This window comes from Nocardia sp. NPDC051321 (genome assembly GCF_044455225.1).
Lineage (GTDB): Bacteria > Actinomycetota > Actinomycetes > Mycobacteriales > Mycobacteriaceae > Nocardia.
Genome location: NZ_JBITEM010000006.1, coordinates 458,449 through 482,563, shown reverse-complemented (window position 1 = coordinate 482,563; position 24,115 = coordinate 458,449). Strand labels below are relative to the sequence as shown.

Annotated in this window: 28 protein-coding genes and 1 tRNA gene; 16 read left to right on the top strand and 13 right to left on the bottom strand. The window is 67.0% G+C overall.

Annotation, left to right across the window (positions count from 1 at the left end; genetic code table 11):
• Window positions 1-3: 3 nt before the first annotated feature.
• A complete protein-coding gene (locus tag ACIA8C_RS17125; RefSeq protein ID WP_397135531.1) occupies window positions 4-954 on the bottom strand; it encodes a helix-turn-helix domain-containing protein in 951 nt (316 codons plus the stop codon).
• 70 nt (window positions 955-1,024) lie between these two features.
• Between ACIA8C_RS17125 and ACIA8C_RS17120 the strand changes: the two genes are divergently transcribed.
• Window positions 1,025-1,357, top strand: coding sequence for a cupin domain-containing protein (locus ACIA8C_RS17120; protein ID WP_397135529.1), 333 nt, complete (start codon window positions 1,025-1,027; stop codon window positions 1,355-1,357).
• A 64-nt stretch (window positions 1,358-1,421) separates the two neighbouring features.
• Here the strand turns inward: ACIA8C_RS17120 and ACIA8C_RS17115 are convergent, their stop codons facing one another.
• Window positions 1,422-1,739: an ArsR/SmtB family transcription factor gene (locus tag ACIA8C_RS17115; protein ID WP_397135709.1), complete on the bottom strand. Its 318-nt coding sequence runs from the start codon at window positions 1,737-1,739 to the stop codon at window positions 1,422-1,424.
• 175 nt (window positions 1,740-1,914) lie between these two features.
• Between ACIA8C_RS17115 and ACIA8C_RS17110 the strand changes: the two genes are divergently transcribed.
• Window positions 1,915-3,057: an FAD-dependent monooxygenase gene (locus ACIA8C_RS17110; protein WP_397135527.1), complete on the top strand. Its 1,143-nt coding sequence runs from the start codon at window positions 1,915-1,917 to the stop codon at window positions 3,055-3,057.
• Between the two features lie 97 nt (window positions 3,058-3,154).
• Here ACIA8C_RS17110 and ACIA8C_RS17105 read toward each other — a convergent pair whose 3' ends face one another.
• Entirely contained in the window at window positions 3,155-3,883 is a 729-nt protein-coding gene (locus ACIA8C_RS17105) for a maleylpyruvate isomerase family mycothiol-dependent enzyme (protein WP_397135525.1), read from the bottom strand.
• Between the two features lie 45 nt (window positions 3,884-3,928).
• On the opposite strand from ACIA8C_RS17105, the gene ACIA8C_RS17100 reads away from it, so the two are divergent.
• Both ACIA8C_RS17100 and ACIA8C_RS17095 read left to right on the top strand, forming a co-directional pair.
• Window positions 3,929-4,120, top strand: coding sequence for a hypothetical protein (locus tag ACIA8C_RS17100; protein WP_397135523.1), 192 nt, complete (start codon window positions 3,929-3,931; stop codon window positions 4,118-4,120).
• The gene (locus ACIA8C_RS17095) at window positions 4,117-5,688 is read left to right on the top strand and encodes an esterase-like activity of phytase family protein (RefSeq protein WP_397135521.1); all 1,572 of its coding nucleotides are present in this window, start codon (window positions 4,117-4,119) and stop codon (window positions 5,686-5,688) included. Before ACIA8C_RS17100 ends, ACIA8C_RS17095 begins: the two co-directional genes overlap by 4 nt.
• On the opposite strand, the gene ACIA8C_RS17090 is transcribed toward ACIA8C_RS17095, so the two are convergent.
• The 3 genes from ACIA8C_RS17090 to ACIA8C_RS17080 form a co-directional block, all read right to left on the bottom strand.
• On the bottom strand, window positions 5,689-6,390 hold the full coding sequence (locus tag ACIA8C_RS17090) for a DUF998 domain-containing protein (RefSeq protein WP_397135519.1): 702 nt from the start codon (window positions 6,388-6,390) through the stop codon (window positions 5,689-5,691).
• Between the two features lie 276 nt (window positions 6,391-6,666).
• A complete protein-coding gene (locus ACIA8C_RS17085) occupies window positions 6,667-7,161 on the bottom strand; it encodes a very short patch repair endonuclease (RefSeq protein WP_397135517.1) in 495 nt (164 codons plus the stop codon).
• A complete protein-coding gene (locus ACIA8C_RS17080; protein ID WP_397135707.1) occupies window positions 7,158-8,291 on the bottom strand; it encodes a DNA cytosine methyltransferase in 1,134 nt (377 codons plus the stop codon). Before ACIA8C_RS17080 ends, ACIA8C_RS17085 begins: the two co-directional genes overlap by 4 nt.
• A 393-nt stretch (window positions 8,292-8,684) precedes the next feature.
• Between ACIA8C_RS17080 and ACIA8C_RS17075 the strand changes: the two genes are divergently transcribed.
• From ACIA8C_RS17075 to ACIA8C_RS17055, 5 genes are all read left to right on the top strand, one after another.
• The gene (locus tag ACIA8C_RS17075; RefSeq protein ID WP_397135515.1) at window positions 8,685-9,932 is read left to right on the top strand and encodes a KasA/KasB family beta-ketoacyl-ACP synthase; all 1,248 of its coding nucleotides are present in this window, start codon (window positions 8,685-8,687) and stop codon (window positions 9,930-9,932) included.
• A gap of 105 nt (window positions 9,933-10,037) precedes the next feature.
• A complete protein-coding gene (gene fadD32, locus ACIA8C_RS17070; protein ID WP_397135513.1) occupies window positions 10,038-11,966 on the top strand; it encodes a long-chain-fatty-acid--AMP ligase FadD32 in 1,929 nt (642 codons plus the stop codon).
• Between the two features lie 329 nt (window positions 11,967-12,295).
• A complete protein-coding gene (locus ACIA8C_RS17065) occupies window positions 12,296-14,161 on the top strand; it encodes an ABC transporter ATP-binding protein (protein WP_397135511.1) in 1,866 nt (621 codons plus the stop codon).
• A 29-nt stretch (window positions 14,162-14,190) separates the two neighbouring features.
• Entirely contained in the window at window positions 14,191-16,032 is a 1,842-nt protein-coding gene (locus ACIA8C_RS17060) for an ABC transporter ATP-binding protein (protein ID WP_397135705.1), read from the top strand.
• Window positions 16,033-16,083: 51 nt separating this feature from the next.
• Window positions 16,084-16,701, top strand: coding sequence for a putative glycolipid-binding domain-containing protein (locus tag ACIA8C_RS17055; protein ID WP_396991763.1), 618 nt, complete (start codon window positions 16,084-16,086; stop codon window positions 16,699-16,701).
• Window positions 16,702-16,719: 18 nt separating this feature from the next.
• Here ACIA8C_RS17055 and ACIA8C_RS17050 read toward each other — a convergent pair whose 3' ends face one another.
• Window positions 16,720-17,670, bottom strand: a complete 951-nt coding sequence (locus ACIA8C_RS17050; RefSeq protein ID WP_397135509.1) for a prephenate dehydrogenase — start codon at window positions 17,668-17,670, stop codon at window positions 16,720-16,722.
• A 58-nt stretch (window positions 17,671-17,728) separates the two neighbouring features.
• On the opposite strand from ACIA8C_RS17050, the gene ACIA8C_RS17045 reads away from it, so the two are divergent.
• The 4 genes from ACIA8C_RS17045 to ACIA8C_RS17030 all read left to right on the top strand — a co-directional run bounded on the left by ACIA8C_RS17045 (window position 17,729) and on the right by ACIA8C_RS17030 (window position 19,895).
• Window positions 17,729-18,268: a tRNA adenosine deaminase-associated protein gene (locus tag ACIA8C_RS17045; protein WP_397135507.1), complete on the top strand. Its 540-nt coding sequence runs from the start codon at window positions 17,729-17,731 to the stop codon at window positions 18,266-18,268.
• Window positions 18,269-18,293: 25 nt separating this feature from the next.
• Window positions 18,294-18,737, top strand: coding sequence for a nucleoside deaminase (locus ACIA8C_RS17040; protein ID WP_397135703.1), 444 nt, complete (start codon window positions 18,294-18,296; stop codon window positions 18,735-18,737).
• A 129-nt stretch (window positions 18,738-18,866) separates the two neighbouring features.
• A tRNA-Ser gene (locus ACIA8C_RS17035) sits at window positions 18,867-18,957 on the top strand.
• 464 nt (window positions 18,958-19,421) lie between these two features.
• Window positions 19,422-19,895, top strand: a complete 474-nt coding sequence (locus ACIA8C_RS17030) for a hypothetical protein (RefSeq protein WP_397135505.1) — start codon at window positions 19,422-19,424, stop codon at window positions 19,893-19,895.
• Window positions 19,896-20,081: 186 nt separating this feature from the next.
• Here ACIA8C_RS17030 and ACIA8C_RS17025 read toward each other — a convergent pair whose 3' ends face one another.
• The 4 genes from ACIA8C_RS17025 to ACIA8C_RS17010 form a co-directional block, all read right to left on the bottom strand.
• Entirely contained in the window at window positions 20,082-20,408 is a 327-nt protein-coding gene (locus ACIA8C_RS17025) for a helix-turn-helix domain-containing protein (protein ID WP_397135503.1), read from the bottom strand.
• 2 nt (window positions 20,409-20,410) lie between these two features.
• The gene (locus ACIA8C_RS17020) at window positions 20,411-20,545 is read right to left on the bottom strand and encodes a hypothetical protein (protein WP_397135501.1); all 135 of its coding nucleotides are present in this window, start codon (window positions 20,543-20,545) and stop codon (window positions 20,411-20,413) included.
• Between the two features lie 98 nt (window positions 20,546-20,643).
• A complete protein-coding gene (locus tag ACIA8C_RS17015) occupies window positions 20,644-21,081 on the bottom strand; it encodes a hypothetical protein (RefSeq protein ID WP_397135499.1) in 438 nt (145 codons plus the stop codon).
• The gene (locus tag ACIA8C_RS17010; RefSeq protein WP_397135497.1) at window positions 21,078-21,470 is read right to left on the bottom strand and encodes a winged helix-turn-helix transcriptional regulator; all 393 of its coding nucleotides are present in this window, start codon (window positions 21,468-21,470) and stop codon (window positions 21,078-21,080) included. Before ACIA8C_RS17010 ends, ACIA8C_RS17015 begins: the two co-directional genes overlap by 4 nt.
• Window positions 21,471-21,532: 62 nt before the next feature.
• Here ACIA8C_RS17010 and ACIA8C_RS17005 point away from each other — a divergent pair, with 62 nt between their 5' ends.
• The gene (locus ACIA8C_RS17005; protein WP_397135495.1) at window positions 21,533-22,387 is read left to right on the top strand and encodes an SDR family oxidoreductase; all 855 of its coding nucleotides are present in this window, start codon (window positions 21,533-21,535) and stop codon (window positions 22,385-22,387) included.
• Window positions 22,388-22,390: 3 nt separating this feature from the next.
• Here the strand turns inward: ACIA8C_RS17005 and ACIA8C_RS17000 are convergent, their stop codons facing one another.
• Window positions 22,391-22,816, bottom strand: a complete 426-nt coding sequence (locus ACIA8C_RS17000) for a hypothetical protein (protein ID WP_397135493.1) — start codon at window positions 22,814-22,816, stop codon at window positions 22,391-22,393.
• Between the two features lie 107 nt (window positions 22,817-22,923).
• Window positions 22,924-23,205, bottom strand: a complete 282-nt coding sequence (locus ACIA8C_RS16995; RefSeq protein ID WP_397135491.1) for a DUF6191 domain-containing protein — start codon at window positions 23,203-23,205, stop codon at window positions 22,924-22,926.
• 197 nt (window positions 23,206-23,402) lie between these two features.
• Between ACIA8C_RS16995 and ACIA8C_RS16990 the strand changes: the two genes are divergently transcribed.
• Window positions 23,403-23,603, top strand: coding sequence for a hypothetical protein (locus tag ACIA8C_RS16990; RefSeq protein WP_397135489.1), 201 nt, complete (start codon window positions 23,403-23,405; stop codon window positions 23,601-23,603).
• Window positions 23,604-23,842: 239 nt separating this feature from the next.
• A complete protein-coding gene (locus tag ACIA8C_RS16985; protein WP_396991745.1) occupies window positions 23,843-24,103 on the top strand; it encodes a hypothetical protein in 261 nt (86 codons plus the stop codon).
• Window positions 24,104-24,115 lie beyond the last annotated feature (12 nt).

Genomic DNA, 24,115 nt, shown 5'->3' with positions numbered 1-24,115 from the left:
GGGTTATTGCGGGTCGGTCCTGAAGGCTCGGCGGTAGGCGCCTGGGGTGGTGCCGAGGGTGCTGAGGAAGCGTCTGCGGAGGTTGGTGGCGGAGGAGAGGCCGACGCGGCGGGCGACGGCATCCACGGGAAGGTCCGAGGTTTCGAGTAGTTCTCGGGCCACGGCGATTCGCTGGGCGAGTAACCACTGGCCGGGGCCGATGCCGAGTTGGTCGGTGAACCGGCGGGCGAGCGTGCGGGCCGAGACGGCGGCCTGCGCGGCCAGATCCTCTACGGTGAGCGGTTCGCCGAGACGGGCGGTCACCCACTCCAGCAGCGGTGCCAGTGAGCCATCGATCTGAACGGGGTGTGGCGGTGCCGCGTACTGCAACTGCCCGCCCTCGCGATGCGGCGGCATGACCATGCTGCGCGCGACCTGCGCGGCGTACCCGGCCCCATGGTCGGTGCGGACCAGGTGCAGGCACAGGTCGATGCCCGCGCCCGCGCCGGCACTGGTGGCCACGTCGCCGTGATCGACGTAGAGCACATCCCGGTCGACGGATACGGCGGGGAAGCGTTCGGCCAGTTCGTCTGCTCTGGCCCAGTGCGTGGTCACCCGGCGCCCGTCCAACAGGCCGGTGTGCGCCAGCGCGAAGACCCCGGAGCAGATGCTGACCAGCCGCGCGCCGCGGTCGTGTGCGCGGCGCAGGGATTGGATGACGGCCGGTGCGGGCGCCTCCTCGGTAGGTAACCAGCCAGGGATGATCACGGTGTCCGCCTGCTCGAGCGCGTCGAGTCCGTCGGTCACGGACATGGCGTAGCCGGCGTACGTCGCGACGGGCCCCGGATGCTCGGTGCACACGCCGAATGAATAGCGCGTCGGAAGTCCGCCTCGCTCGATGCCGAACACCTCTGCCGCGCAACTGAGTTCGAAGGTCGACTGCGGCGGATGGACAAGCGCGACGACTCGATGCATGGCAGAAAAGTACCCTGAGATGTCATCTCTGACACTCGGCGGGGGCACCTTACTCGGGGAGGCTGGCTGCATGAGCACAGACTTGAACATGGTCGGCTACGAATGGTCGGCCGCGCAGGACGCCCCGGTTCGCGAGCTCTTCCCCGGTATTCGCGCACGCTCGTTGTGGCTCGGCGGTAATGGTGCGAAGGCTTATGTCCTCGAAATGGATCCGAATACCTGTTGGCAGGGAATCGATGTACACGAACCGGGTCCGGAGGAGGTCTTTGTGGTCTCCGGGGTGTTCAACGACGGGGTCAGGGACTATCCCGCGGGCTCCTTTATTCATGCACCAGCCGGTTCCTCACACATCCCGCAGACAAAGACGGGGTGCACATTGTTCGTCTTCTATCCCGAGGGCTGAGCGCTACCGTCCTGTTCCGCTTCGTTGGAAGTGGCCAACCGGTCCGCAGCGGTTTCCGGTGTGCTCAGTGCGGACCGGTACCGCCTGCTTTCAGTAGTGCGAGCAGGCCGGGAAACGTCTTCTCGATGTCCGCGCGTCGTAGTCGGATGCCCTTGCGGTTGCCATAGTCGATCTCGTCGATGAGGCCCGCCTCGCGAAGGACCCGGAAGTGGTGGGTCTGGGTCTGCTTCGAGATCGGAAGATTGAACGAGTTGCAGCCTCGTTCGCTGTCGTTGTCGTCGGCGGCCAACTCCGTCATCACCGAACGGCGGTGCTCGTCGGCGAGGGCGCGAAACACCGCACCCAGGTCCAGCGCATCGGCCTCCGGCCCGGTCTTATTCATCGCGGCCACGCGACACCCCTTTCAGGTACGACTTGCATCGTACCTCAATGAGGTGCTCTACTGAGGTACGGATTTGATCGTACCTTGACCCGGTTGTGCTGCGCTGTACCGCCGTTCACCGAGACCCCAGTACCCGCCGGGGACATGGTCATCGACACTCCGAGAGGTCATTGTCATGACGAAGCGCGAAGTGCTGATAGTCGGTGCCGGAATCGCTGGGCCCGCACTCGCATACTGGCTCGCCCAGCATGGATATCGGCCGACGGTCGTCGAAGTTGCCAGGCAGCTGCGCTCCGGCGGTAGCGCGATCGTGGTGAAAGGGCCCGCGATCCCGGTCGCCGAGCGCATGGGCATCCTCCCGCAGCTCCGCGGGCTCGCCACCCGCAATCGGTCGCTGACCCTGCTCGACCCCGGCGGCAGGCGAATCCTGCGGCTCCCGCTCACCTCGGAGGAGGCGCCGACGGTCGAGGTGACCCGAGCCGACCTGTCCGAGGTGCTGCACCAGTCGGCGCAGCCCGAGGCCGAGTTCTTGTTCGACGACACTGTCACCGCTCTCGACCAGGACGGCGGCGGGGTCGATGTCACCTTTCGGCGGTCCGCGCCACGGCGCTTCGACTTGGTAGTCGGTGCGGACGGGATGCACTCCACCGTACGGCGCCTGGTATTCGGACCCGAGCGGCAGTTCGTGAGCGATCTGGGTCTGTATGGCGCGACCGTCCCGTTGGCGCCCGACGCCATCGAGGACCCGAACGAGATGACGATGCTGACCGTGCCGAACCGGATGCTGGTCGTGCACCCCTCGCGGACCACCCCGCTCGCGATCTTCACTTTCCGGGCCGCACAGCTAGCACCCCACGACCGCAAGAACATCGCACTGCACAAGCAGACGGTGGCCGACGCCTACGCCGACGTGCGGTGGCGGGCACCGGAACTCGTTGCGGCGTACCTCGACCACCCGGCTCCGTTCTTCGACCCCCTGAGCACCGTCCGGATGCCCTCGTGGTCCCGCGGACGGGTCGTCCTACTCGGGGACGCGGCGGGCGCGACAGCTCTGCTGGGCGACGGGTCCAGTATGGCGATGGCGGGCGCGTACGCCCTCGCGGACGAGCTCGCCGCCCATCCTGGTGATCACGCCCGCGCCTTCGCCGCCTACGAGTCGCGACTCCGCCGTGAAGTAGGCCCACGGCAGCGACGCGTCGGTCTGGTCTCCCGGCTCATGGTGCCCCGCACCCGGCCGGGCCTCGTGGTGCGCAACACGGTGGCCCGCGCGGTCGGTCGCACGAGCCGGATCCCCGCTCGCGAAACCGCGAACCGGTAGCCCAGGCCCCGCACAGAACGGTCACCAGTCGGTGCGCGGCTCCGCGGTAGCTCTCAGCCGGGTCGACGCCTGTTCGACGAAATACGATCTCGGCGAACTACTTCCAGGCGGGAAGGGCAGGCAGGTCGCCGGTCAGGTCGGCACCGTCGGAACGGCCGAGTAGCCAGGCGGCGATGGCGGCGGCCGGTCCGGAGATGGTGTTGGTGGGGGAGTCGGCGCCGACGATGCCGGTGAAGTCGGTGTCGGTGGCGCGGAGTGCGAAACCTGGAACGGGTTCCGTTGCGGCGGAGGTGATTCGGTTCATATCGACGGTGGCCTGGCCGAGGATGCGGGCGACGAACGGTGCGGGCCAATCGGCCGGGGTGTATCCGGCGTTGAGGTCCACGTGGTGAATCTCCACCTCCTGCAACCGCATCCACCGCACTTCGCTCGCCGGGATCGGACGTCCTTGGCGGGTGCGAACTTCCGCGTGCCAGGTGGCCTCGGTGAGCGAATTCGCGAGCGCCAGCCAGCGTTTCGTGGCGGCCTCGTTGTCCACGAGTTGTTCCGCGGCGGGCCGAGGGGCGCCGGCTTCGATGTCGAAGTCGCGCAGGTACATGCTCGCGTACTGCGGGATTTCCACCCGGGTGTGCGCCCACAGCAGCAGATTCAGCAGGCTGTCGGCATTGCGAGCGAGATGCGCGAGCACATGCCCCCGGCTCCAGCCCGGCAGCAGCGACGGTTCGGCCGCGTCGTTGTCGCCCAGCTTGCGCATGGTGTCGAGGAGACGATCGGTCGCCTCGGCGAGGGTGTCGAGTGAGACGGTATCCGGAGCAGCACTTGTCACAGCTGCGACCCTAGCGACACCGGCCATACCCCGCCGAATTTCGTCATGATCGGCGGGACTTGGTCGCGCGTGCTCGCCGACGACGGCGTCGGCTTCGCCGATCTGTTCGCCGCCGACCGCATTGCCGCCGGTGACCGAGGCGGTGGTGCCGCTCACCTGACCCGCCAAGGATCGGCACCGAATTGTCATCTGCGCGTCGGCCAGAAGTCGGCTCGGTACGGTAGGCAGTCCCAGTGAAAGCTCAATCTCGTCCTCGCGTCACCGCCGTCGCCGTCCTCTGTGCCGGTGTATTGGCCGCAAGCTGCTCCTCGTCGGATTCGGCCGCGGACTTCACCGCGACGATGGACCAGCCGCTGGTGATCTCGCTGGATGATCTGCTCGCCAAGACGGGTGGCAGCGCCGCCGTCCGCATCGCCGATCCGGAGCACGGCAAGCTGAGCCGTCGCACCGACGGCGCGCTCGTCTACACCCCCGATGCCGGCTACATGGGATCCGATAGCTTCAAGGTGACCACCACCGACGCCGTGCGCCTGTACGCCACCGCCATCCCGCCGATCGGCGAGTTCGGCGGAACAACGGTGCAGGGCAGCGGTTTCGGCTCGGCCTGGACGCCGGTGCCTGGCAGCAAGGACGAGTTCTACGGGCTGACCGACCGCGGCCCGAACGTGGACGGCCCTGGCAAGAACGAGAAGCTGTCGCCGACACCGAGTTTCGTGCCAAAGATCGGCCGGTTCAAGCTGATCGGCACTCGCGCGGTGCTGCAGTCCAGCCTCGATCTGCACACCGCGGCAGGCGTCCCGTTCAATGGTCAGGTAGACGTTTCCGCGAATACCGGCGAAACCATCAAGGATCTGGCCGGAAACGTGTTGCCGCCCACCGATCACGGCCTCGATCCGGAAGGCCTGGTCGCCCTGCCCGACGGCACCTTCTGGGTCTCCGACGAATACGGCCCGTTCCTGGTGCATTTCGACGCCAAGGGTGGCGAAATCGAGCGCCTGGCTCCGGGATCCGGCCTGCCCAAGGAGCTTTCGCTGCGCACCCCGAACCAGGGCATGGAGGGCCTGACCATAACGCCGGACGGCACCCTCGTCGGCGTGGTGCAGAGCGCGCTGAACACGCCAGGTCTCAACGGATCCGCCAAGGACGTGCCGCTGACCCGCATCGTCACGGTGGACCTGAAGACGAAGGCGCAGAAGGAATTCCTGGTTCCGCTGGAGAACCCGAAGAGCAACAAGGTCGCCGACTCGGAGATCACCGCGTTGAGTGCGACCACCTTCCTGATCGACGAACGCGACGGCAACCTGGCGCCCAAGGCGGACAAGAAGCTGTGGACCGTCGACATCGCCAACGCCACCGATGTCGGCCCAGACTCGAAGGTGCCTGGCGCGCACTACGATCCGGAGCACGGCGGTCTCCAGATCGACGGCAAGCCGCTGGAGACGGTGGTCGGCACGGTATCGACCGCCGATGGCGTCGCCGCGCTGACCAAGGCGGGCATCACGCCTGCGGCCAAGCCGACGAACCTCGACCTCGCGGGCCTGGTCAAGGATCTCGACGCCGACGGTAAGTTCTTCGGCCACGACAAGATCGAGGGTGTCGCCACCCTGGACGGCGGCAAGACGCTCTACATTTCGAACGACAGCGACTTCGGCCTCGCCGGTAGTAAAGGCGAGCGGCCGCCGTTCGAGCTGAAGCCCAAGACACTGCCCAATGGCGTGCAGGACACCGGCGAGATCCTCTTCGTCGACACCACCAAGTTGCCCGCGAAGACCCACGACCACACCATCAAGCTGAAGGTGAAATAGCTAGTCGCTCGGGTCGATCCATTCCCGGCCTTCCAGGATCACCGCCGCGGCCAACGTGACCAGCCACAGCGACATCGAACCGACCTGGATCCGCTGGGCGATGCCGAGCGCGTAGTTGCCCGGCAGGTTGTCGGCGACCAGCATCCACACGGTCGCCGCCGACCCGACCACCAGCACGACCAGCCCGGCTTCGCGCAGAATCCGCCAGCGGTGATAGCGGAACGCGGCCAGGCTGAACGCGAAGGTGGCGATGGCGATCGAGGTGACCGCGATGGTGCTCGACAGTGCGTGTGGCTGGTGCAGTTGCGGGAAAAGCTCGCTGCCGCCGCCGCACGCATTGTCGCCAGCGGTGCAGTCCTTCAAGGGCAGCAACACGTCGGCGATCGTCGCTGCGCCGAAGCAGAACAGCGCGACCCAGCCGATCGTGGTGAACCGGCGGCGCGGGAACAGCAGCAGTCCGCCGATCGCGGCGGGGAGCAGCAGCACCCCGACGATCTTGTCGGCGGTCGCGAACACCGCACGGTACGGCCTGCCTTCGGCGTCCAGCTCGCTGAGGAACGAGTTGACCGGGTCGACGTCGATCTTCAGCACGAACTCGAGCAACCAGGACGAGTAGCAGACTCCCGCGATCAGGATTGCCGCCGCGATCACCAGGGACGCCACCCGCACGCGCCGTTCGGCGATCTTTTGGCTATCTGTCACGGATCCATTCTCCTACCTGCCACTGGACCGATGATCAAACCGTAGGTCAGCGGGCGCGTGGAGTCATGGGATCACCCACTCGATGGGACCAAACACACGTCATTGCCAACCGGCGCACAGGCTCCTGTCAGGTTGAACCGACAGGCTGTCAGGGAAGCGTTCCCAAGGAGGTCCCCATGATCGGCTACGCAACAGCCGCCGCCGGAGTAGCGGTGATGGCGGTGATGGTGGCATCGAGCTACCTTGCGGCCCACGCGCCACGGACATTGGTCCGGGTCAAGTCCCGCCGCTAGCATCCGTCCTGAGCGCGGCCTGCACGCGATCGGCCGCGGCAACGGCGTCTTCGTGCTCCCACACTCGGATCACCCGCCAGCCCGCGTCGGTCAGCGCCGCGTCGGTCGCGCGGTCCCGCGCCACGTTTCCGGCCAGTTTGGCGGCCCACCACTCCGCGTTATTGCGCGGATCGGTCGCGTGCCGCGGGCAGCGATGCCAGAAACAGCCGTCGACGTAGACCGCCACTCGCAACCGAGGGAACACCAGATCGGCGCGCCGCCGCTGCCCGCGGATCGGTGCGCGATCGACGAAATACCGCAGCCCACGCCGATGTAGTTCCCGGCGCAGCGCCAGCTCCGGCTCGGTCCCACTGCGCCGCTGTCGCGCCATGCGCGCGCTCGTCGCCGCGTCGGTGGTCGGTCGTCGACTATCGCTGGCAAATCTTGGTGCGGCGTCGGGCGCGTCGCCGTCGTCGGGCGGACCCGTCCGCTCGCTCATGCCGCCCAGCCACCCATCCGATGCAGATGACTCTCCACATCGTCGAGAAATCCCGGCGGAAACCGCAGGCTTCCCATGCCGGTCCGCCGCAAGAATCCCGCGGTCGCGCGCGCCGAAAGCAGCCGCGAATCGGTGAGGAAATTCCGCAGATCCTCGTACGGCTCGTGCACCGGCCAGGTCGACACCGGCACCCGATAGGCCGCACCCGCATGCCCCCACGCCGCCACCGGCCACGGCGTTCCCGGCGGTAATGGCTGGTCCCCGGGAATCGGGTCGAGCGGCGCGGCCAGCCGGGACCCGACCCAGTCGGCCATCCGCACACTCACCGCGTTGCCGACCAGCTTCCACCGATGCCCCTGCCGGATGCCCGGCACCGCACCCGCGGGCGCGGTCCAATCCGCGGCGAAGCCCTGCAGCCGTTCCACGTCGACGAGGCCGGGCGTGACGATCTCCCCGGACGGCAACCGCACCGCGGGCGGACTGGCGATACCAAGCGCGGATCCGCCTTTCACCGTAGGCACCGCGTTCACCGCCCAGCCGAGCCCGCGCACACCCTCGGTCCAGTAGAACCCGCACGGGTCGCGCTCGGCGTCCCCGACGATCCGCGGGCCCGCGTCGTCACCGAACAGCACCCCGCGCGGGTCCTCGGTCCTGGAGGCCAGCATCAGCACCCGCTGACGGCGCTGTGGCAGCCCGAACGCGCGCGCGTCCACCACCCGGTAAGCCCAGGTGTAGCCGAGCTCCTCCAGGGCGGTGGTGATGTGCCGCATCGCGGCACCGCGACCGAGCTGCAGCATGAACGGCACGTTCTCGATCAGCAGCCAGCGCGGCCCGCGCTTGCGCCGCACCAGCCGGAACACCTCGTCGACCAGGCCCGACCGCTTTCCGGTGATGCCGGCGGTGCGCCCGGCCTGGGACAGGTCCTGGCAGGGAAATCCGGCCGCGACCAACTCGGTGCCCGCCGGTAGCGAGCGCAGGCTGGTGATGTCGGAATGCAGTGGTACATCAGGGAAACGGGCGCCGAGCACACCCTGTGCGCCCGCGTCGATCTCGCACAGCAGCTCGGTCTGCCAGCCGTTGTGGCCGAGGCCGAGCTCGAGCCCGCCGATCCCGGCGAACAGCCCGACCATCCGCGCGCCCGTCACCGACCGTCCCTTCCTCGCGTTCTCGGTCGAGACGCCGCCGACGTCGCCCCGTGCCCGGGGAGAGGTTACTCGAGTTGCCCGGTGCCGTCCGCGAACAATGCCACGACGGCGCGACGCAGCGCTCGCAACCGTGGCCTGGTACCGTCCGCGTGTCAGCATCACGATCGGTCTGCTGCTGCTCGATAATGCTTATCGGCCGATCGAGTTCGCGGCCCTGATGACAGGCTCGGCAGGCTGATCTGCCTGCGCTCCAGCGCTATACGCGCGGATGCCGCCCCACGTGTCGGTCGGCGCGTCCGCATGCGAAATGCAAATGCTCCACAAAGGTTTTGAGCTCGACAAATTTCTTAGTCGTCACGCTAGGGAAAGTGAGCGAACATGCAGATACCTTCGAAAAACAGGAGCTTTCCCAACGTTGTCGTGACCAGTCTGGCCGCGACGACCTCGATCGCGGGTGACGTCGACTCGACCTGGAAGGGCCTGCTCAACGGCGAGAGCGGCATCGACGTCCTGGAGGACAGCTTCATCGAGCAGTTCGAGCTGCCGGTCCGCATCGGCGGGCATCTGAAGGTCTCGCCTGCCGAGAGCCTCACCAGGGTCGAGACGCGCACCCTGTCCTACGTGGAGCAGATGGCCACCGTGCTGTGCCGCGAGGTGTGGCGCAACGCGGGCAGCCCCGAGGTCGACAAGAACCGGCTCGGGGTCGCCATCGGCACCGGTCTAGGCGGCGGCGAGTACATCATCGACGCGCGAGACCGCATCAAAAACGGTGGCTACCGCAAGATTTCGCCGCTGACCGTGCAGCGGATCATGCCGAACGGCTCGGCCGCCTGCGTCGGCATCGAGCTCGGCGCGGGCGCGGGCGTGGTCACCCCGGTTTCGGCCTGTTCGTCGGGCTCGGAGGCGATCGCCAACGCCTGGCAGATGATCGTGATGGGGGACGCCGACATGGTCGTCACCGGCGGCGTCGAGGGCTCCATCCAGGCGGTGCCGATCGCGGCGTTCACCATGATGCGCGCGATGAGCACCCGCAATCACGATCCGAAGAGCGCGTCGCGCCCGTTCGACAAGGACCGGGACGGCTTCGTTTTCGGCGAGGCGGGCGCGATGATGATCATCGAGACCGAGGAGCACGCGAAGGCGCGCGGCGCGACGATCCACGCGCGAATCATGGGCGCAGGCATCACCTCCGACGCCTTCCACCTGGTCGCACCCGACCTGGAGGGCAAGGGTGCGGCGCGCGCGATGACCAGGGCCATCCAGAAGGCCGGGTTGACGAAAACCGATGTCACCCACGTGAACGCGCACGCCACCGCCACGCCGATCGGGGATACCGCTGAGGCGCAAGCCATTTCGTCGGCGGTGGGCAGTCACACCTCGGTCTACGCGCCGAAATCGGCACTCGGGCATTCGATCGGCGCGGTCGGCGCGCTCGAGTCGGTGATCACCGTGCTTTCCATTCGCGACGGCATCGTTCCGCCGACGTTGAATTTGGACAATCAGGACCCGCAAATCGACCTCGACATCGTCAAGGGCCAGAGCAGGGCGGGTCGGATCGATTACGCCGTGAACAACTCGTTCGGTTTCGGCGGACACAACGTAGCGATCGCCTTCGGGCGGTACTGAGCGTCGGAAGGCTGCGCACCTGCTAGCCTTCCCGACGCTTCGTTATCGACCTGTGTTCGGTGTAACTGCACGGCTGTGTGCGTGCTTTGGCAAAAGGATAAGGCGATGATCGACGAGACCTTCGACGACTATTTGGACGACCAGGGCAATATCAAAATCCGCGGTGACAAGACCCTGATCGACTTCGTCGACAAGCACAGCGCGGAGAACGGCGACGACCTCGCCTACCGCTATATCGACTATTCGCGGGAACGCGACGGCGAGTACCACGAGCTGACCTGGCGGCAGTTCGGTGTCCGGCTGCGGGCCGTCGCGGCACGACTGCAGCAGGTCACCAAACCCGGAGACCGGGTAGCTGTGCTGGCACCGCAGGGGCTCGACTATGTCGTCTCCATTTTCGCGGCCGTCTACGCGGGCAATATCGCGGTACCGCTGTTCGACCCGGAGGAGCAGGGGCACACCGACCGGCTCACCGCGGTGCTCAGCGACTGCACCCCGGCGGCGATCCTCACGGTCGGCTCCGCGGCGGGCGGTGTGCGAAACTTCTTCCGGCATCTGCCCGCGGCGCAACGGCCGCGGATTATTGCGGTGGAAGCGATTCCGGACAGCGTCGGTGCTACCTGGGTGCGGCCCGATATCAATATCGACAGCGTGGCCTACCTGCAATACACCTCCGGCTCCACCAGAACGCCTGCGGGCGTGGAGATCACGCACCGGGCCGTCGGCACGAATCTGCTGCAGATGATCGATGCCATTGGTGTGAAAGAGAATTCGCGCGGAGTCACCTGGCTGCCGCTGTTCCACGACATGGGCCTGCTCTGCGTGATTCTGCCGACCGTCGGCGGTGGATTCATCACCATTATGTCGCCGAGCGCTTTCGTGCGGCGCCCCTATCGCTGGATCAAAGAACTGGCCGCCGCCTCCGACGGTGCCGGAACTTATGCCGCGGCACCGAATTTCGCCTTCGAACACGCCGCGGCGCGGGGCAAGCCGAAGCCGGGCGAAGAACTCGATCTGTCGAATGTGATCGGCCTGATCAACGGCAGCGAGCCGGTGTCGTTGTCGTCGATGAAGAAGTTCAACGACGCGTTCGCGCCGTATGGACTGCCCAAGACGACGATCAAGCCCTGCTACGGCATGGCCGAGGCGACGCTGTTCGTGTCGGCGACCAAGGCCGAGGACGAGGCGCGGGTGGTGTATGTCGATCGCGCCCAACTGAATTCGGGCCGGATGGTCGAGGTCGAGCCGGGTGCCGAGAATTCGATCGCCCAGGTGTCCTGTGGATACGTGGCGTTGTCGCAGTGGGCGACCATCGTCGATCCGGATACCGGCGTCGAGCGTGCGGACGGCGAGGTCGGCGAGATCTGGTTGCACGGCGAGAACATGGGCATCGGTTACTGGGGCAAGCCCGACGAGACCGCGGCCACCTTCCGGGCCAAACTGGCCGCTCGCCAGCCTGCGGGCAGCCATGCGCATGGCACGCCCGAGGACGCAAATTGGATGCGCACCGGTGATTACGGCGCCTATCTCGACGGCGAGCTCTACATCACCGGCCGGGTGAAGGACCTGGTGATCGTCGACGGGCGCAATCACTACCCGCAGGACCTGGAGTTCTCGGCGCAGGAATCGAGCACGGCGCTGCGACCCGGCTTCGTCGCGGCGTTCTCGGTGCCCGCCAATGAGCTTCCGGCGCTGGTATTCGCGAAGGACAGTCACTCCGGCCTCAAGTTCGACGCCGACGACAATTCCGAGCAGCTGGTGATCGTCGCCGAGCGCAACACCGGCGCGGGCAAGCTCGAAACCGAGCCGATCGCGGATACCGTGCGTGCGGCCGTTTCGCAGCGGCACGGCGTCACGGTGCGCGACGTGCTGCTCGTGCCCGCTGGTTCGATTCCGCGTACCTCCAGCGGCAAGATCGCGCGTCGAGCCTGCCGTTCCGCGTATCTGGACGGCACGCTGCGCGGTGGATACCAGCAGCAGGCCTTCCCGGACGCACCGGTCGAGCGGGAGGCCGAGAGCGCGGGGATCCGTTAGCGCCGGACCTCGTTCGAATAGTCGAATGCACCGACCTCGGCGCCCACGATGTGGGCGCCGAGGTCGTTCGATGTCCGGTACCGCGTAACCTCGCCGGCCCTTGACCTCGAGATAACTTGAGGTTGTTGGCTGTATAGATGGAAGTTGGCGAGACCCGCGAACCAGCGGTGATGTCCAGCACGAACACCGGCGACAGGGAATCGTCAAGCCCAAAAAATCGGTTGGCTGATCGGGGTGATGCTGCCACCCTGAAATGTCGGACCTCGGTGCGAACATCACCGAGTGTCCCGGTTCTCGACACCGCCATCCACCGACCGCGAGGGGGAGCTATGTCAGTCGCACTGGACGTCGCAACGGCCGATCCGGAGGCCGAAAGACCGCAGCGGCCCGCCGTGTCCGCGCCGGGCCGCCTGCACTCGCTGCGCCGTTTCTGGCCGTACGTGCGCCCGTACCGGCGCGCGCTGCTCGGCGCAACCACGCTCGCGATCCTCTCCTCGCTGACCGCGATCGTCATCCCGTTGATCATCGCCAGGATCATCGACGGACCCATCGCGCACCGTGATTTCGCGGGCGTGTTCGCGCCGGTCGCGCTGGTGCTCGTGCTCGGCCTGCTGGAAGCCGTCGGCGTGTGGGGCCGCCGCTGGCTGGTGTCCAAGCCGGCCACCCTGGTCGAGATCACCATGCGCGCCAAGATCTTCCGCAAGTTGCAGTCGCTGGCGATCGGGCGGCACGACTCCTGGGAGTCGGGCCAGCTGCTCTCCCGCGCGGTCGACGACATGGCCACCCTGCGCCGCTTCGTCGCGTTCGCCGGGCCGTTCCTGATCATCCACTTCGTGCTGATCCCGGTCGGGCTGATCGTGCTGCTCGCGCTGAACTGGCAGATCGGGCTGATCTTCGTGATCATCGCGATCCCGTTGACCTACATCTGCGTTCGCTTCGAGCGCGCGTACTCGGTCGCGTCGCGGCGGTCCCAGGATCAATCCGGCGATCTGGCCACCACCGCCGAGGAATCGGCGCAGGGTGTGCGCGTGCTCAAGGCGTTCGGCCGCGGTGTCTTCTTCGGCGGCAGATTCCTCGCGCAGTCGCGGGAACTGCAGAAGACCGAACTGCTGAAGGTGCGTCTCGACGCGCGGCTGTGGTCGGCCATGACCGGTATGCCGCAACTGGCCATCGCGTTCGCGCTCGGCTACGGCGGCTACGCCGTGGTGCAGGGCTCGATGACGCTCGGCACCCTGGTCGCGGCGATCACGCTGGCCAACTTCCTGCAGTGGCCGATCATCTGGACCGGCTTCCTGCTCGCCGAGCTGAACGACGCGCGCACGGCGGGCGATCGGTACTGGGAGATCATCGATACCCCGGTCGACATCGCCGATCCGGCCGATCCGGTGGAGCTGCCGGAGACGGTTGTCGGCGAATTGCGTTTGGAGGGCGTGAAGTTCTCCTTCCCGGATGCTAAAGGGGAGGTGCTGCACGATGTTTCGCTCAAGATCCGACCCGGCGAGACGGTGGCACTGGTCGGCGCGACCGGTAGCGGAAAGACCGCGCTGCTCAACCTGATTCCGCGGCTCTACGACCTGTCCGGCGGCGTGATCACCATCGACGGCATCGACATCGCGACCATGCGACTGGCCGATCTGCGCTCGCTGGTGTCGGTCGCGTTCGAGGAGCCGGTGCTGTTCTCGGCGAGCGTGCGGGAGAACGTCGCGCTCGGCGACCCGTCCGCCACCGACGCCGATGTGCGGCGCGCGCTGGACGTCGCGCAGGCCACCGAGTTCGTGGACAACCTGCCGTGGGGACTGGACACCAGGATCGGCGAGCAGGGCCTCAGCCTGTCCGGCGGCCAGCGGCAACGGCTCGCGCTGTCCCGCGCCGTGTTGAGTGGCGCGGGCGAGGGCCGGGGGACGGCAGGAGACGGAGCCGACGGGGTGGGTGAACTCCGTCGCAGCCGGATCATGGTGCTCGACGATCCGCTGTCCGCGCTCGACGTAGAAACCGAAGAGCGGGTGCAGGAACGACTGCGCACCGTGCTGGCCGGCGCGACAACGCTGCTCGTCGCGCACCGGCCCTCGACCGCCGCGCTGGCCGACCGGGTCGCGGTGCTGGCCGACGGCCGGATCGTCGCCGAGGGCACGCACGACCAACTGTTGCGCAGCAGTAGTCGATATCGAGAACTGATGGGAGGTGAGCAGCTGTGAGTACGGAAACGGTCGAGTCGAAAGATGCGGTGACAAAAGAGGATTCGTCCGGACGACGCGACGAAGCCGCCGACTGGCGCGGCATCGCCAGCGAAGACAAGGAGGTCACCCACGCCGGAAACCTGGTGCTGGCCGCGCGATCCCGGCGCCTGCTGCTCGACCTGGTCCGCCCGTATCGCAAGCTGGCGGCGCTCGCGCTGGTGCTCATCGTGGTGGACAACGCCGCGATGGTGTCCGCGCCGCTGTTCATCGCGCACGGCCTGGACAACGGCATAGGCGAAGGGCGCAAAGGCAATTGGACCCCGCTGACCTGGGCGGTCGGCGGGTACTTCACCGCGGTGCTGATCGGCGGGCTCACCACGTTCCTGTTCCTGCGGGTGTCCGGCAAGCTCAGCCAGAGCGTGCTGTTCGACCTGCGGGTGCGCTCGTTCACGCATATGCAGCGGCTCAGCGTCGCCTTCCACGAGAAGTACACCTCGGGCAAGGTCGTCGCGCGCCTCACCGGTGACATCGAGACGCTGCAGGAGCTGCTGGAGGGCGCGCTGAATCAGGCGCTCAGCGCGATCCTCTCGGTGCTGACCATCGCGGTGTTGCTGATCTATCTGGATCTGACGCTGGCCGCGATCGTGCTGATCGGCTTCGTGCCGCTGGTATTCGTCACCCGCTGGGCGCAGCGCAGGCAGCGGGCGAGTTACCGGCACACCCGTGGCGCGATCGCGAAGGTGGTCGTGCAGTTCGTCGAGTCGATGGGCGGCATGCGCGCGGTGCAGACGTTCCGCCGCGAGCAGCGCAACGAGTCGGTGCTCGCGCACGAGGACAGCGACTATCAGCAGGCGACCACCAAGGCCATGCGCGGCATGGGCGACTACGCGGGGCTGAGCAGGCTGCTCGGCAACCTGACCACGGTGGTCATCATCGTGGTCGGCGCGTGGCAGGTGATCGAGGGGCATATCGCGGTCGGTGTGCTCGCGGCATACCTGTTGTACCTCAACGAGTTCTACGGTCCGCTCGACGAACTCGCGCAGGTGTTCAACTCGTATCAGTCCGCGGCCGCGGCGCTGGAGAAGATCTCCGGCGTGCTCGAGGAAGAGCCCTCGGTGGCCGAGCCCACCGACCCGACGCCGGTGGCGAAGGCGAGCGGTGCGGTGTTGCTGGATCGGGTGTCGTTCGGTTACGGGGCCGAGCGTCAGGTGTTGCCGGAGTTCTCGCTGGACATCCCGGCGGGACAGGTCGTCGCGCTGGTCGGTGCCACCGGCGCGGGCAAGTCGACGCTGGCCAAGCTGCTGACGCGGTTCTACGACCCGTCCGCGGGCACGGTCAGCCTGGACGGCGTCGATCTGCGCCGGATCTCCGATGCCGATCTGCGCCGCAATGTCGTGATGGTCACCCAGGAGTCCTACCTGTTCTCCGGATCGGTGGCCGACAACATCCGGCTCGGCAGGCCGGACGCCGCCGACGAGGAGGTGTTCGCGGCGGCCCGCGCGGTGGGGCTGTACGACTTCGTGCAGGCACTGCCGGAGGGCTTCGGCACCGACGTGCGCAAGCGCGGCGGCCGGTTGTCCGCCGGTCAGCGGCAGCTGGTCGCGTTTGCCCGGGTTTTCCTGGCCGACCCGGCGGTGATCGTGCTCGACGAGGCCACCTCCAGCCTGGACATCCCGGGCGAGCGGCTGGTGCAGCAGGCACTGGAGACGGTGCTGCGCGATCGGACCGCGGTGATCATCGCCCATCGGCTGTCCACCGTGGCCATCGCCGACCGGGTGCTGGTGCTGGAATCCGGGCGGATCGTGGAAGACGGCACCCCGGCCGAGCTCATCGCGGGCACCGGCCGGTTCGCCAGCCTGCACGCGGCGTGGCGGGAATCCCTGGTGTGATGCGGGCTGGTGTGGTGCGGGCTACAGCTCGATGTCGCTTACGGTAGATACGTGACGACTCCAGCCCCCGAGAGCCAAGCCACTGGCCCCGAGACGCCGCCGGCCTCCCGTTGGCCGGCGATTCTCACCTGGCGCGCGCACAACGCGTCGCGGATGGAGTCGGTCCGCGTGACGCTGAACGGCAATCGCATCCGCGCCGCCGGTCGCATGATCGGCGGCGCGTGCGACGACCACCCGGCATTCAGCGCGTCCTACGACCTGGTCACCGACGAGAGCGGCGCGACAAAGCGGCTCTCGCTGCGCACCACCACGGCGGCGGGTGAGCGGCACGCGTCCATCGCCAGGGACGAGGAGAACTACTGGCTGGTCGACGCGGGCGGCAGCCACGTGCGCTCCACCTTCGCAGGCGCGCTCGATGTCGACGTGGTGCTCAGCCCGTTCTTCAATACGCTGCCGATCCGCCGCTTCGATCTGCAGCACGCGGTGCACGACGTGCAGGTACCGGTCGTCTACGTGCGGCTGCCCGACCTGTTGGTGCAGGAAGCGAGCCTCACCTACAGCGCGGCCGCCGACGGCATCAGCGTGCTTTCCCCGGTCTCCAGCGCGACGGTGACCGTCGACGCCGACGGTTTCCTGCTCGATTACCCGGGCCTCGCCGAACGCATCTGACAATTCGGCATACCGCGCTCAGCTCAACCGGGTGATTACCCCGCCGCGCTGTCCGGCGGCACGCAAGTTCGCCAGCCAATTGTGGTCACCGGCGTGGATATCCGTGATTTCCCATCGGCGCGCGGTTTCGTAGCGTTCCCTGGCATCGTGTCCGGCCTCGATGAGATCGGCCAGGGAATTGTCCGCGCGCAGGCTGTCGCGGGCGGCGCCGAGCACCGTGAGCGTTTCCTCCAGGACCGCAAGCAGTGCCGCCGAATTAGGTTCACAAATGGCGCGCACGAGCTCGGGGGCGGTGGCCGCGACGCGGGTGCCGTCGCGGAAGGAACCCGCCGCAAGGCCGAGGGCGAGCTCGCCGCCCGCCGCCCCCGCCGAGGCGAGCGCCTCGGCGAGCACGTGCGGCAGATGCGAGATCCGGGCCACCGCGCGGTCGTGCTCGTCCGCGACCACCGGAACGACCACCGAGCCACAGTCCAGCGCCAGCCGCACCACCCTGGTCCACGCCTCGACATGGGTGCCCTCGTCCACGCCGACCGCCCACACGGCATCACGGAACAGTTCGGAATCGGTGGCAGCCCACCCGGATTCGGCGGTGCCGGCCATCGGGTGCCCGCCGACGTAGCGGGCCGAAAGCCCTTCCTTGCGCACCGCCTCGGCGACCGGCGCCTTCACGCTGACCACATCGGTCAGCGCACAGCGCGGCGCGTAGGTGGTGATCGCGGAAAGCAGCTGCCCGACCGCGGGCATCGGTACCGCGACGACGATCAGCGCGTCCGCGTCGGCGGCCCGGGTGAGCGCGGCGGACAGGTCCTCGCCCACCTCGAAGCCGTCGCGCCGCGCGGCCTCGGCCCCCGCCGCCGAACGGTTGAAACCCCAGGCGTCATACCCGGCGCCGACGGCGGCGCGCAGCACGGAACCGCCGATCAAGCCGGTTCCGAGGACACAGACGGAGGCTTTCTCAGCAGAAGTCACTTGAACAGATTCGCATACGACTTCAACATTTCGGCTCGGGCAGACTACCGTTGCGGCCATGGCAGCACAGCGCTCGGGCACGAATAGGGCGGCGTCGGATGATTACGACGACGTAGAAGGGTTCGCAGTGGCGGTTGTCCGCGAAGAAGGTAAATGGCGGTGCAGCCCGCTGAGCCCGGCGGCGCTTACGGATTTGTCCGCGGCGGAAAACGAACTGAAGGCCTTGCGCAGCTCGGGTGCCGTTTTCGGCCTGCTCGACATCGACGACGAGTTCTTCATCGTGGTCCGGCCCGCGCCGAGCGGCACCCGGATGCTGGTTTCGGACGCGACCGCCGCCATTGATTACGACATCGCCGCGGACGTACTCGACGCCCTGAATGTGGAAATCCCGGACATCGACCCCGACGAGCTCGACGACATCGAGCCGTGGGAAGAGGGCGACCTCGGTGTGCTCGCCGATCTGGGTCTGCCCGAGCCGGTGCTGAGCGTCATCCTCGCCGACACCGACCTCTACCCGGACGAGCAGCTCGGCATGATCGCCCAACGGCTCGGCTTCGCCGACGAACTATCGGCGGTGCTGGACAAGCTCCCCCGCTGACGTGACCCTCCCTTCGGACGCCGACATGGTGCGCGCCGCGATCGCCGCGGCCGCCGAAGCGGACCCCCGCGACGTTCCCGTCGGCGCAGTCGTATTCGACTCCGCCGGAAGGGAACTCGCGCGCGCGGCCAACGCCCGCGAAGCCCTCGGCGACCCCACCGCCCACGCCGAGGTCCTAGCCCTGCGCCGCGCCGCCCACCGCCACGGCGACGGCTGGCGCCTAGAAGGCGCCACCCTAGCCGTCACCCTGGAACCCTGCACCATGTGCGCAGGTGCCCTAGTCCTCTCCCGAATCTCCCGCCTGGTCTTCGGCGCCTGGGAACCCAAAACCGGCGCCGTAGGCTCCCTCTGGGACGTAGTCCGAGACCGCCGCCTGAACCACCGCCCCCAAGTCCGCGGCGGCATCCTCGAACCCGACTGCGCCGCCCTCCTCAACACCTTCTTCCACACCCACCGCGACCCCACCTGACGCACATTTCACTCTCTTGACGCACGCCGCAACCCACGTCACGTGCACCTCCCGTGCGTCAAGTCACACCACTACCCGCACTGCCCAGCCGATTTAGTGATCAGGGGTCGGTCCGGTATGGTTGTCGGCGGTGGCGTGTCCGAGCGGCCTAAGGAGCACGCCTCGAAAGCGTGTGAGGGGTAACCCCCCTCCGAGGGTTCAAATCCCTCCGCCACCGCCAAAGCCCCTCACCTGTTCACTCAGGTGGGGGGCTTTTTCTTCCCCGCAGGAGCGTGCGATTCTTCAGGCCCACACTCGGACGGTGTGTATGCCTTGTCCATTAGCGTTGGCGAGCTTGTCATCGAACAGGTCCGCTGAGTGTTTCCTTCGCGCTTTTGTGGTCGAGGAGGCTAGCGAGCGGGAGCACGTTCGCACCCGCCGCTAGTCCGTCGTGGGCGTACCGATGCGGCAAAAACGTTGGTGCGGTGGCGCATCCAGCACCGTGCGGGACCGTCCAGGGAGCTGCTGGATCCCTGCCCACAATTCTGTGGGCGCGACCCCGTGCGGTGTAGCGTCCGGACGCGTGACGCGTTTCTGGGTTCGTGACGTTGTCGTGGGGGTGTCCGATCTACGACTTCGAACGGAGACTCGGATACGGCGGCACTCAGATCGACTGCGTTTCCCCGTCAATTTCTAGGAGACACCATGCGATACCGCAAAATGCTCGTTCGGATGCCGATCGTCGGTGCATTCGTTGCCGCAGTACTGCTTTCGTCCGGCACCACCGCGAGCGCGGCCGGACCTTTCGGCGCTCAGCTGCCGAACACACCCACCGCGTGCCGCGACTTTCCCCTCCCCGCCGAGATCAATGGCAACGCGCAGAGTCGCCCGGATCTCGGTCCGCTTGGCACCGTCGGCATTTGGTACGGCTTCCAGCACCGCGCCTTCATCTACACCCCGTGCACGGTGACCATCACCGCACACTGGACCAACCTCGACACCGGAGACACCGGCTCCGTGGACGTTCCACTCAGTGGCGGTTGGGGTTTCGCCCTGCCCGCGAACTCCGGCGCCATCGCCCGGGCCACCTTCTTCACCGGAGTCGGCCGCGTCAGCATCACCACGACGACAGATATGCCACACCAGGTGATGCCCGCCGCCGAGTTCTACGCCGGCTGATCCACGCACCCTCGAACGTGACCGGCCAGCCCGGTCGACGCCGTGACGCAGCGTTCATATCCCCCGCCAAAGCGCCTCACCTGCTCACATAGGTGAGGGGCTTTTTATTTCTGGGAGCAACCTGATCGAGCTTCGGGGCACGAATCAAGTACAGCGGTTAGGCCTTCACTGGCTGTGCGGGCTCGTTCAGGCGACGTGTTTGATGGTGACAATCTCCACGTCGAGGGCGTCCGACACCCGTAGCAGGGTTTTCAACGTGGGCACCACGTCGCCGGACTCCAGCCGCGACACCGCGTGCTGTTTCAGTCCGGTCCGCTCGGCAAGGTCCGATTGCGACCAGCCGCGCGCCTCACGGACGGCCCGGACCGCTTCCCCGATTTCGGCAGCCATCCGGAATGCCGCTGCTGTCGCCCGGTATTCGGGGGTGGCGCGCTTGGCGGCGAGGCTGGCGATCGTCTCGCCGCGGGTTTTCTTGGTGGCCTTCTTCGCGCCGGTCCCTGTGCTGGTGGTCATGGTCACTCCGTTTCGAACGTGGCGTGATAGGCGGTTTCGCGCTCGGTCGCGCAGACTTTGCGGGCTTGCTTTGCCCGCGCAACCTGCTTCATCTCCACCTGTTTGGTTTTGCGGAAGGCGGTGAGCAGGGTCGCCACCGGCCCTGCTTTCGATGGAACCAGTAGGTGATGGGGTAGGCCGATCACCGGTGAGTCGAAACCGGAGTTCGCGCACGCCGTCGCCGAGGTGGCGACAATTATCCCGTTCTCACACAAGAACTTCCGGTGTCGAGGCCGGTACCTGAGACGTTGATGGTGGTGAACTTCGTTGACGTGTATTGCCCCGGCACGCTTTGGATGGCGGTGATGTTTTGGGGGCCTGGGTGGGTGGGGGTCCAGGTGGTGGTGACGGTGTTATTGGCGGGGTGCGGGATGAGGTCGCCGGGGAGGCGTTCGCCGTAGCCGGGGATGGCCCCGCCGGAGAGCCAGAAGAAGACCGAACCGGGATCGGCGGACAAATCGGTGACCGTGGCGGTGACTCGGTAGTGGCAGCCGGTCACGATGCCTTCGGAACCCGCGGTGACGCTGACGGCGGTCATCTCGGCATTGGCCGGCGGTCCGGTCAGCGCGGCGGTGACGGTTACGGCCGCTAGGGCCGCCGCGCTCGCCGCGGCTCGAGAGTGGGACCTGCTCATCGTGCTGACCTCCCTGACTGGAATTTCACGATCGCCTCGCCATTGCGGCTTACCCAGTCCAGCAGACCGTGCAATCGTTCCGCTACTTCCATACCCATCGGGGTCAGTGCGTATGTGACCTTCGGCGGCGTGCTGGGTTCCACGGTGCGTTCGGTGAGGCCGTAGTCGGTGAAGGTGCGCAGGTTCTGCGAGAGCATCTTCTCGCTGATGCCGCCGACGTGGTCGCGCAGCACGTAGAACCGCATCGGCCCGTCGCGCAGGGCGGCCAGGATCAGTACGCCCCAGCGGCTGGTGAGCTTGTCGAGGATGGTGCGGCCGGGGCAGTCGCTGTCGAATATTGCCTGCCGCACGGTGTCGGGCGAGCTGTTGGCCAGAGAACCTACCTTCACGCCCCGAGCTTACTTCGAGGTGGGGCCTTACCAAAGGTTAGTCACTTTCGTATGGTGAGCTCATGACTCGTACAAACAAGGTGCTGGTGATCGGGGCGACCGGTCACGTTGGCGGACAGGTTGTTTCGCAACTCGCGGCGGGAGGGACGGCGGTGCGTGCGCTCGCTCGTAAACCCGAGGCGGCTGCGTTCCCGGCGGGCGTCGAGGTCGCACCCGGCGATCTGACCGCACCGGAAACGTTGATTCCCGCGCTCGACGGTGTGGACGCCGTCTACCTGACGTGGCCGATGTTGTCCGCGGACAAAGCGATTCAGGTGGTCGAGGTGATCGCGGCGCACGCGCGCCGCCTCGTCCTGCTGTCATCCGGCGCGGTCCGCGACGATCTCGAGGAACAGAGCAATCCGATCGGCAAGGCACACGCGGCCGTCGAGAAGCCGATCAGGGAGTCCGGACTGGAGTGGACCTTTTTGCGCCCCTACGGTTTTGCGACCAACACGCTGGAATGGGCGCCGCAGATCCGCGCGGGCAATGTCGTGCGCGGCGCGTACGGAGCCGCGTCGATGACCTTGCTGCACGAGGCGGACATCGCGGCGGTCGCGGTGCGTGCACTGACCACTGACGCGCACATCGGTGCCCGTTACGAGCTGACCGGACCGGCTCCGCTGAGCAGGATCGAACAGGTAGCGGCCATCGGCGCGGCACTCGGTCGCCCACTGGTCTGGGAGGAGCTCACCCGGGAACAGGCCAGGCAGCAGATGGATTGGCTGCCAGCGGAATTCGCCGACTTCGTGCTCGATGGTCTTGCCGCGATGGTCGACACGCCAGGACAGCCGACATCGACGGTTCAAGAGGTCACCGGATCACCCGCCCGCGGCTACGCGCAGTGGGCCGCCGATCACGCCGCCGACTTCGCCTGACCGCTATCCGATACGCAGGCAGGAACTTCCGGTATCGAGCCCGCTACCGACCACGTCGACGGTGATGAACTTCGATGACGTGTACCGCCCCGGCTCGCTCTGCATGGCGATCAGGTTCTGCGAACCGACCCGGGTCGGCGTCCAGCTGGCGGTGACGGTGTTGTTCTCCGGATGATGCACGGCCTCGCCCGGTATCCGCTCCCCATTGCCGGGGATCACGCCGCCGGCCAGCAGGAAGAACACCGAGCCTGGCGGAATCACCGAATCGGTGACCGCGGCCGTCACCGTGTAGCGGCAACCGGTCAACAGCCCTTCGGGCCCGGCGGCGACGCTGACGGATGCCACGTCGGCGTTCGCCGGTGGACCGATCATGGTGACGGCCGCGACGATCGCGGTACCCACCACGGTTCGAGACAAAGACCTGCTCATCGTGCTACCTCCTGGAAGGTCGGCATGCGGGCGAGCTGGTAAGAGCGTAATCGCCGGCCGGACCTGATAACCGGCAGTCGTGCCGAATCGTGCGCCGACCCGGGCCGCTACTCGCCCGTCGGCCGCAAGATCACGGTGTGCCGGTCCAGATCGACCCCGAATGGCGGCGCGCCCTGCGCGTCCTCGTCCCGCAACATCGACACCGACTCGCGGTGATCGAGCTCCATCCGCTTGGTCGAATAGAACAGCGCCGTGAATTCGTCGGTGAAGGTGCCCGACACCGGCGTCCGCCGGCGCTTGCGCCGCCTGCCGATGCTCAACTCGTACACCGCGACCAGCATCAGCAAGATGATCCAGCCCGGGATCCACCATTGCAGTACCGACGCCATGCCCGTTCAACGATCCGGCCGCAGCGAGTGTTCCCGATCACAGCGCAGTAGGCGGTCGTCGAGCCGGCGAGCAATAGTTCGGTCGCAACGGATATTTCGGGCGAGCGGGGGTATACGCCGGATAGCTAAATGCGGGAAGGACGTGGTGGCCCATGCGCCGTCGTGCAGTCCGCTCGAGACCGATGAGCGAGAGAAACATGAGAATCGGAAGCATTATTGTCTTGGTCTGGTTGCTGATCGGCGTTGTCGCCGCAGCTCAGCGGGACTACTTCGACAGCGGACCGGTGAACTGCGCCGGGTTCGGCACCATCGCCGTGACCGTGATCGCGGGCCCGCTCAACTATATGGGCGTGAATCCCAAGGTCGCCGATTGCAATGTGCCGCAACCAAGTCAGTAGTCAACGAAACCGGTGACCGCGTAACGCGCACCGGCCCAACCCATTCGGTGACCTCGCGCCAGGCCGTTGGCGCGAGGTCCGCCGTTTGCGTGCGGCACGCAGGCAATCCCTGCGCGTTCGGCGCGTCGCGTTCAACCCGAAGGTCACCGACTGCAACGTTCCGCAGCCGAGTCAGTAGGGGATAATCCGTGCTCAGCCGGGTATTCCCTGGCGGGGGAGCACGGAAAGGGAGCGATCACATGCGCGACCAAGAGATTCGAAACCGCGGTTTCCGCGGCCGAGCAGTGCGCCATACCGGTACCAGGCTGTTCAGCACGCTGCTGCTCATCTGGTTGGCCGTGGGCATGATCGCCGCGGGTCAGCGGCACTATTTCGATAGCAGCCCGACGAACTGCGCGGGTTGGGGCACGATCGCCGTGACGGCGCTCGCCGGTCCGCTCAACTACCTGGGGATGAACCCGAAGATCGACGACTGCACGCTGCCGCAGCCGAGCCAGTAGAAAAACGCCCCC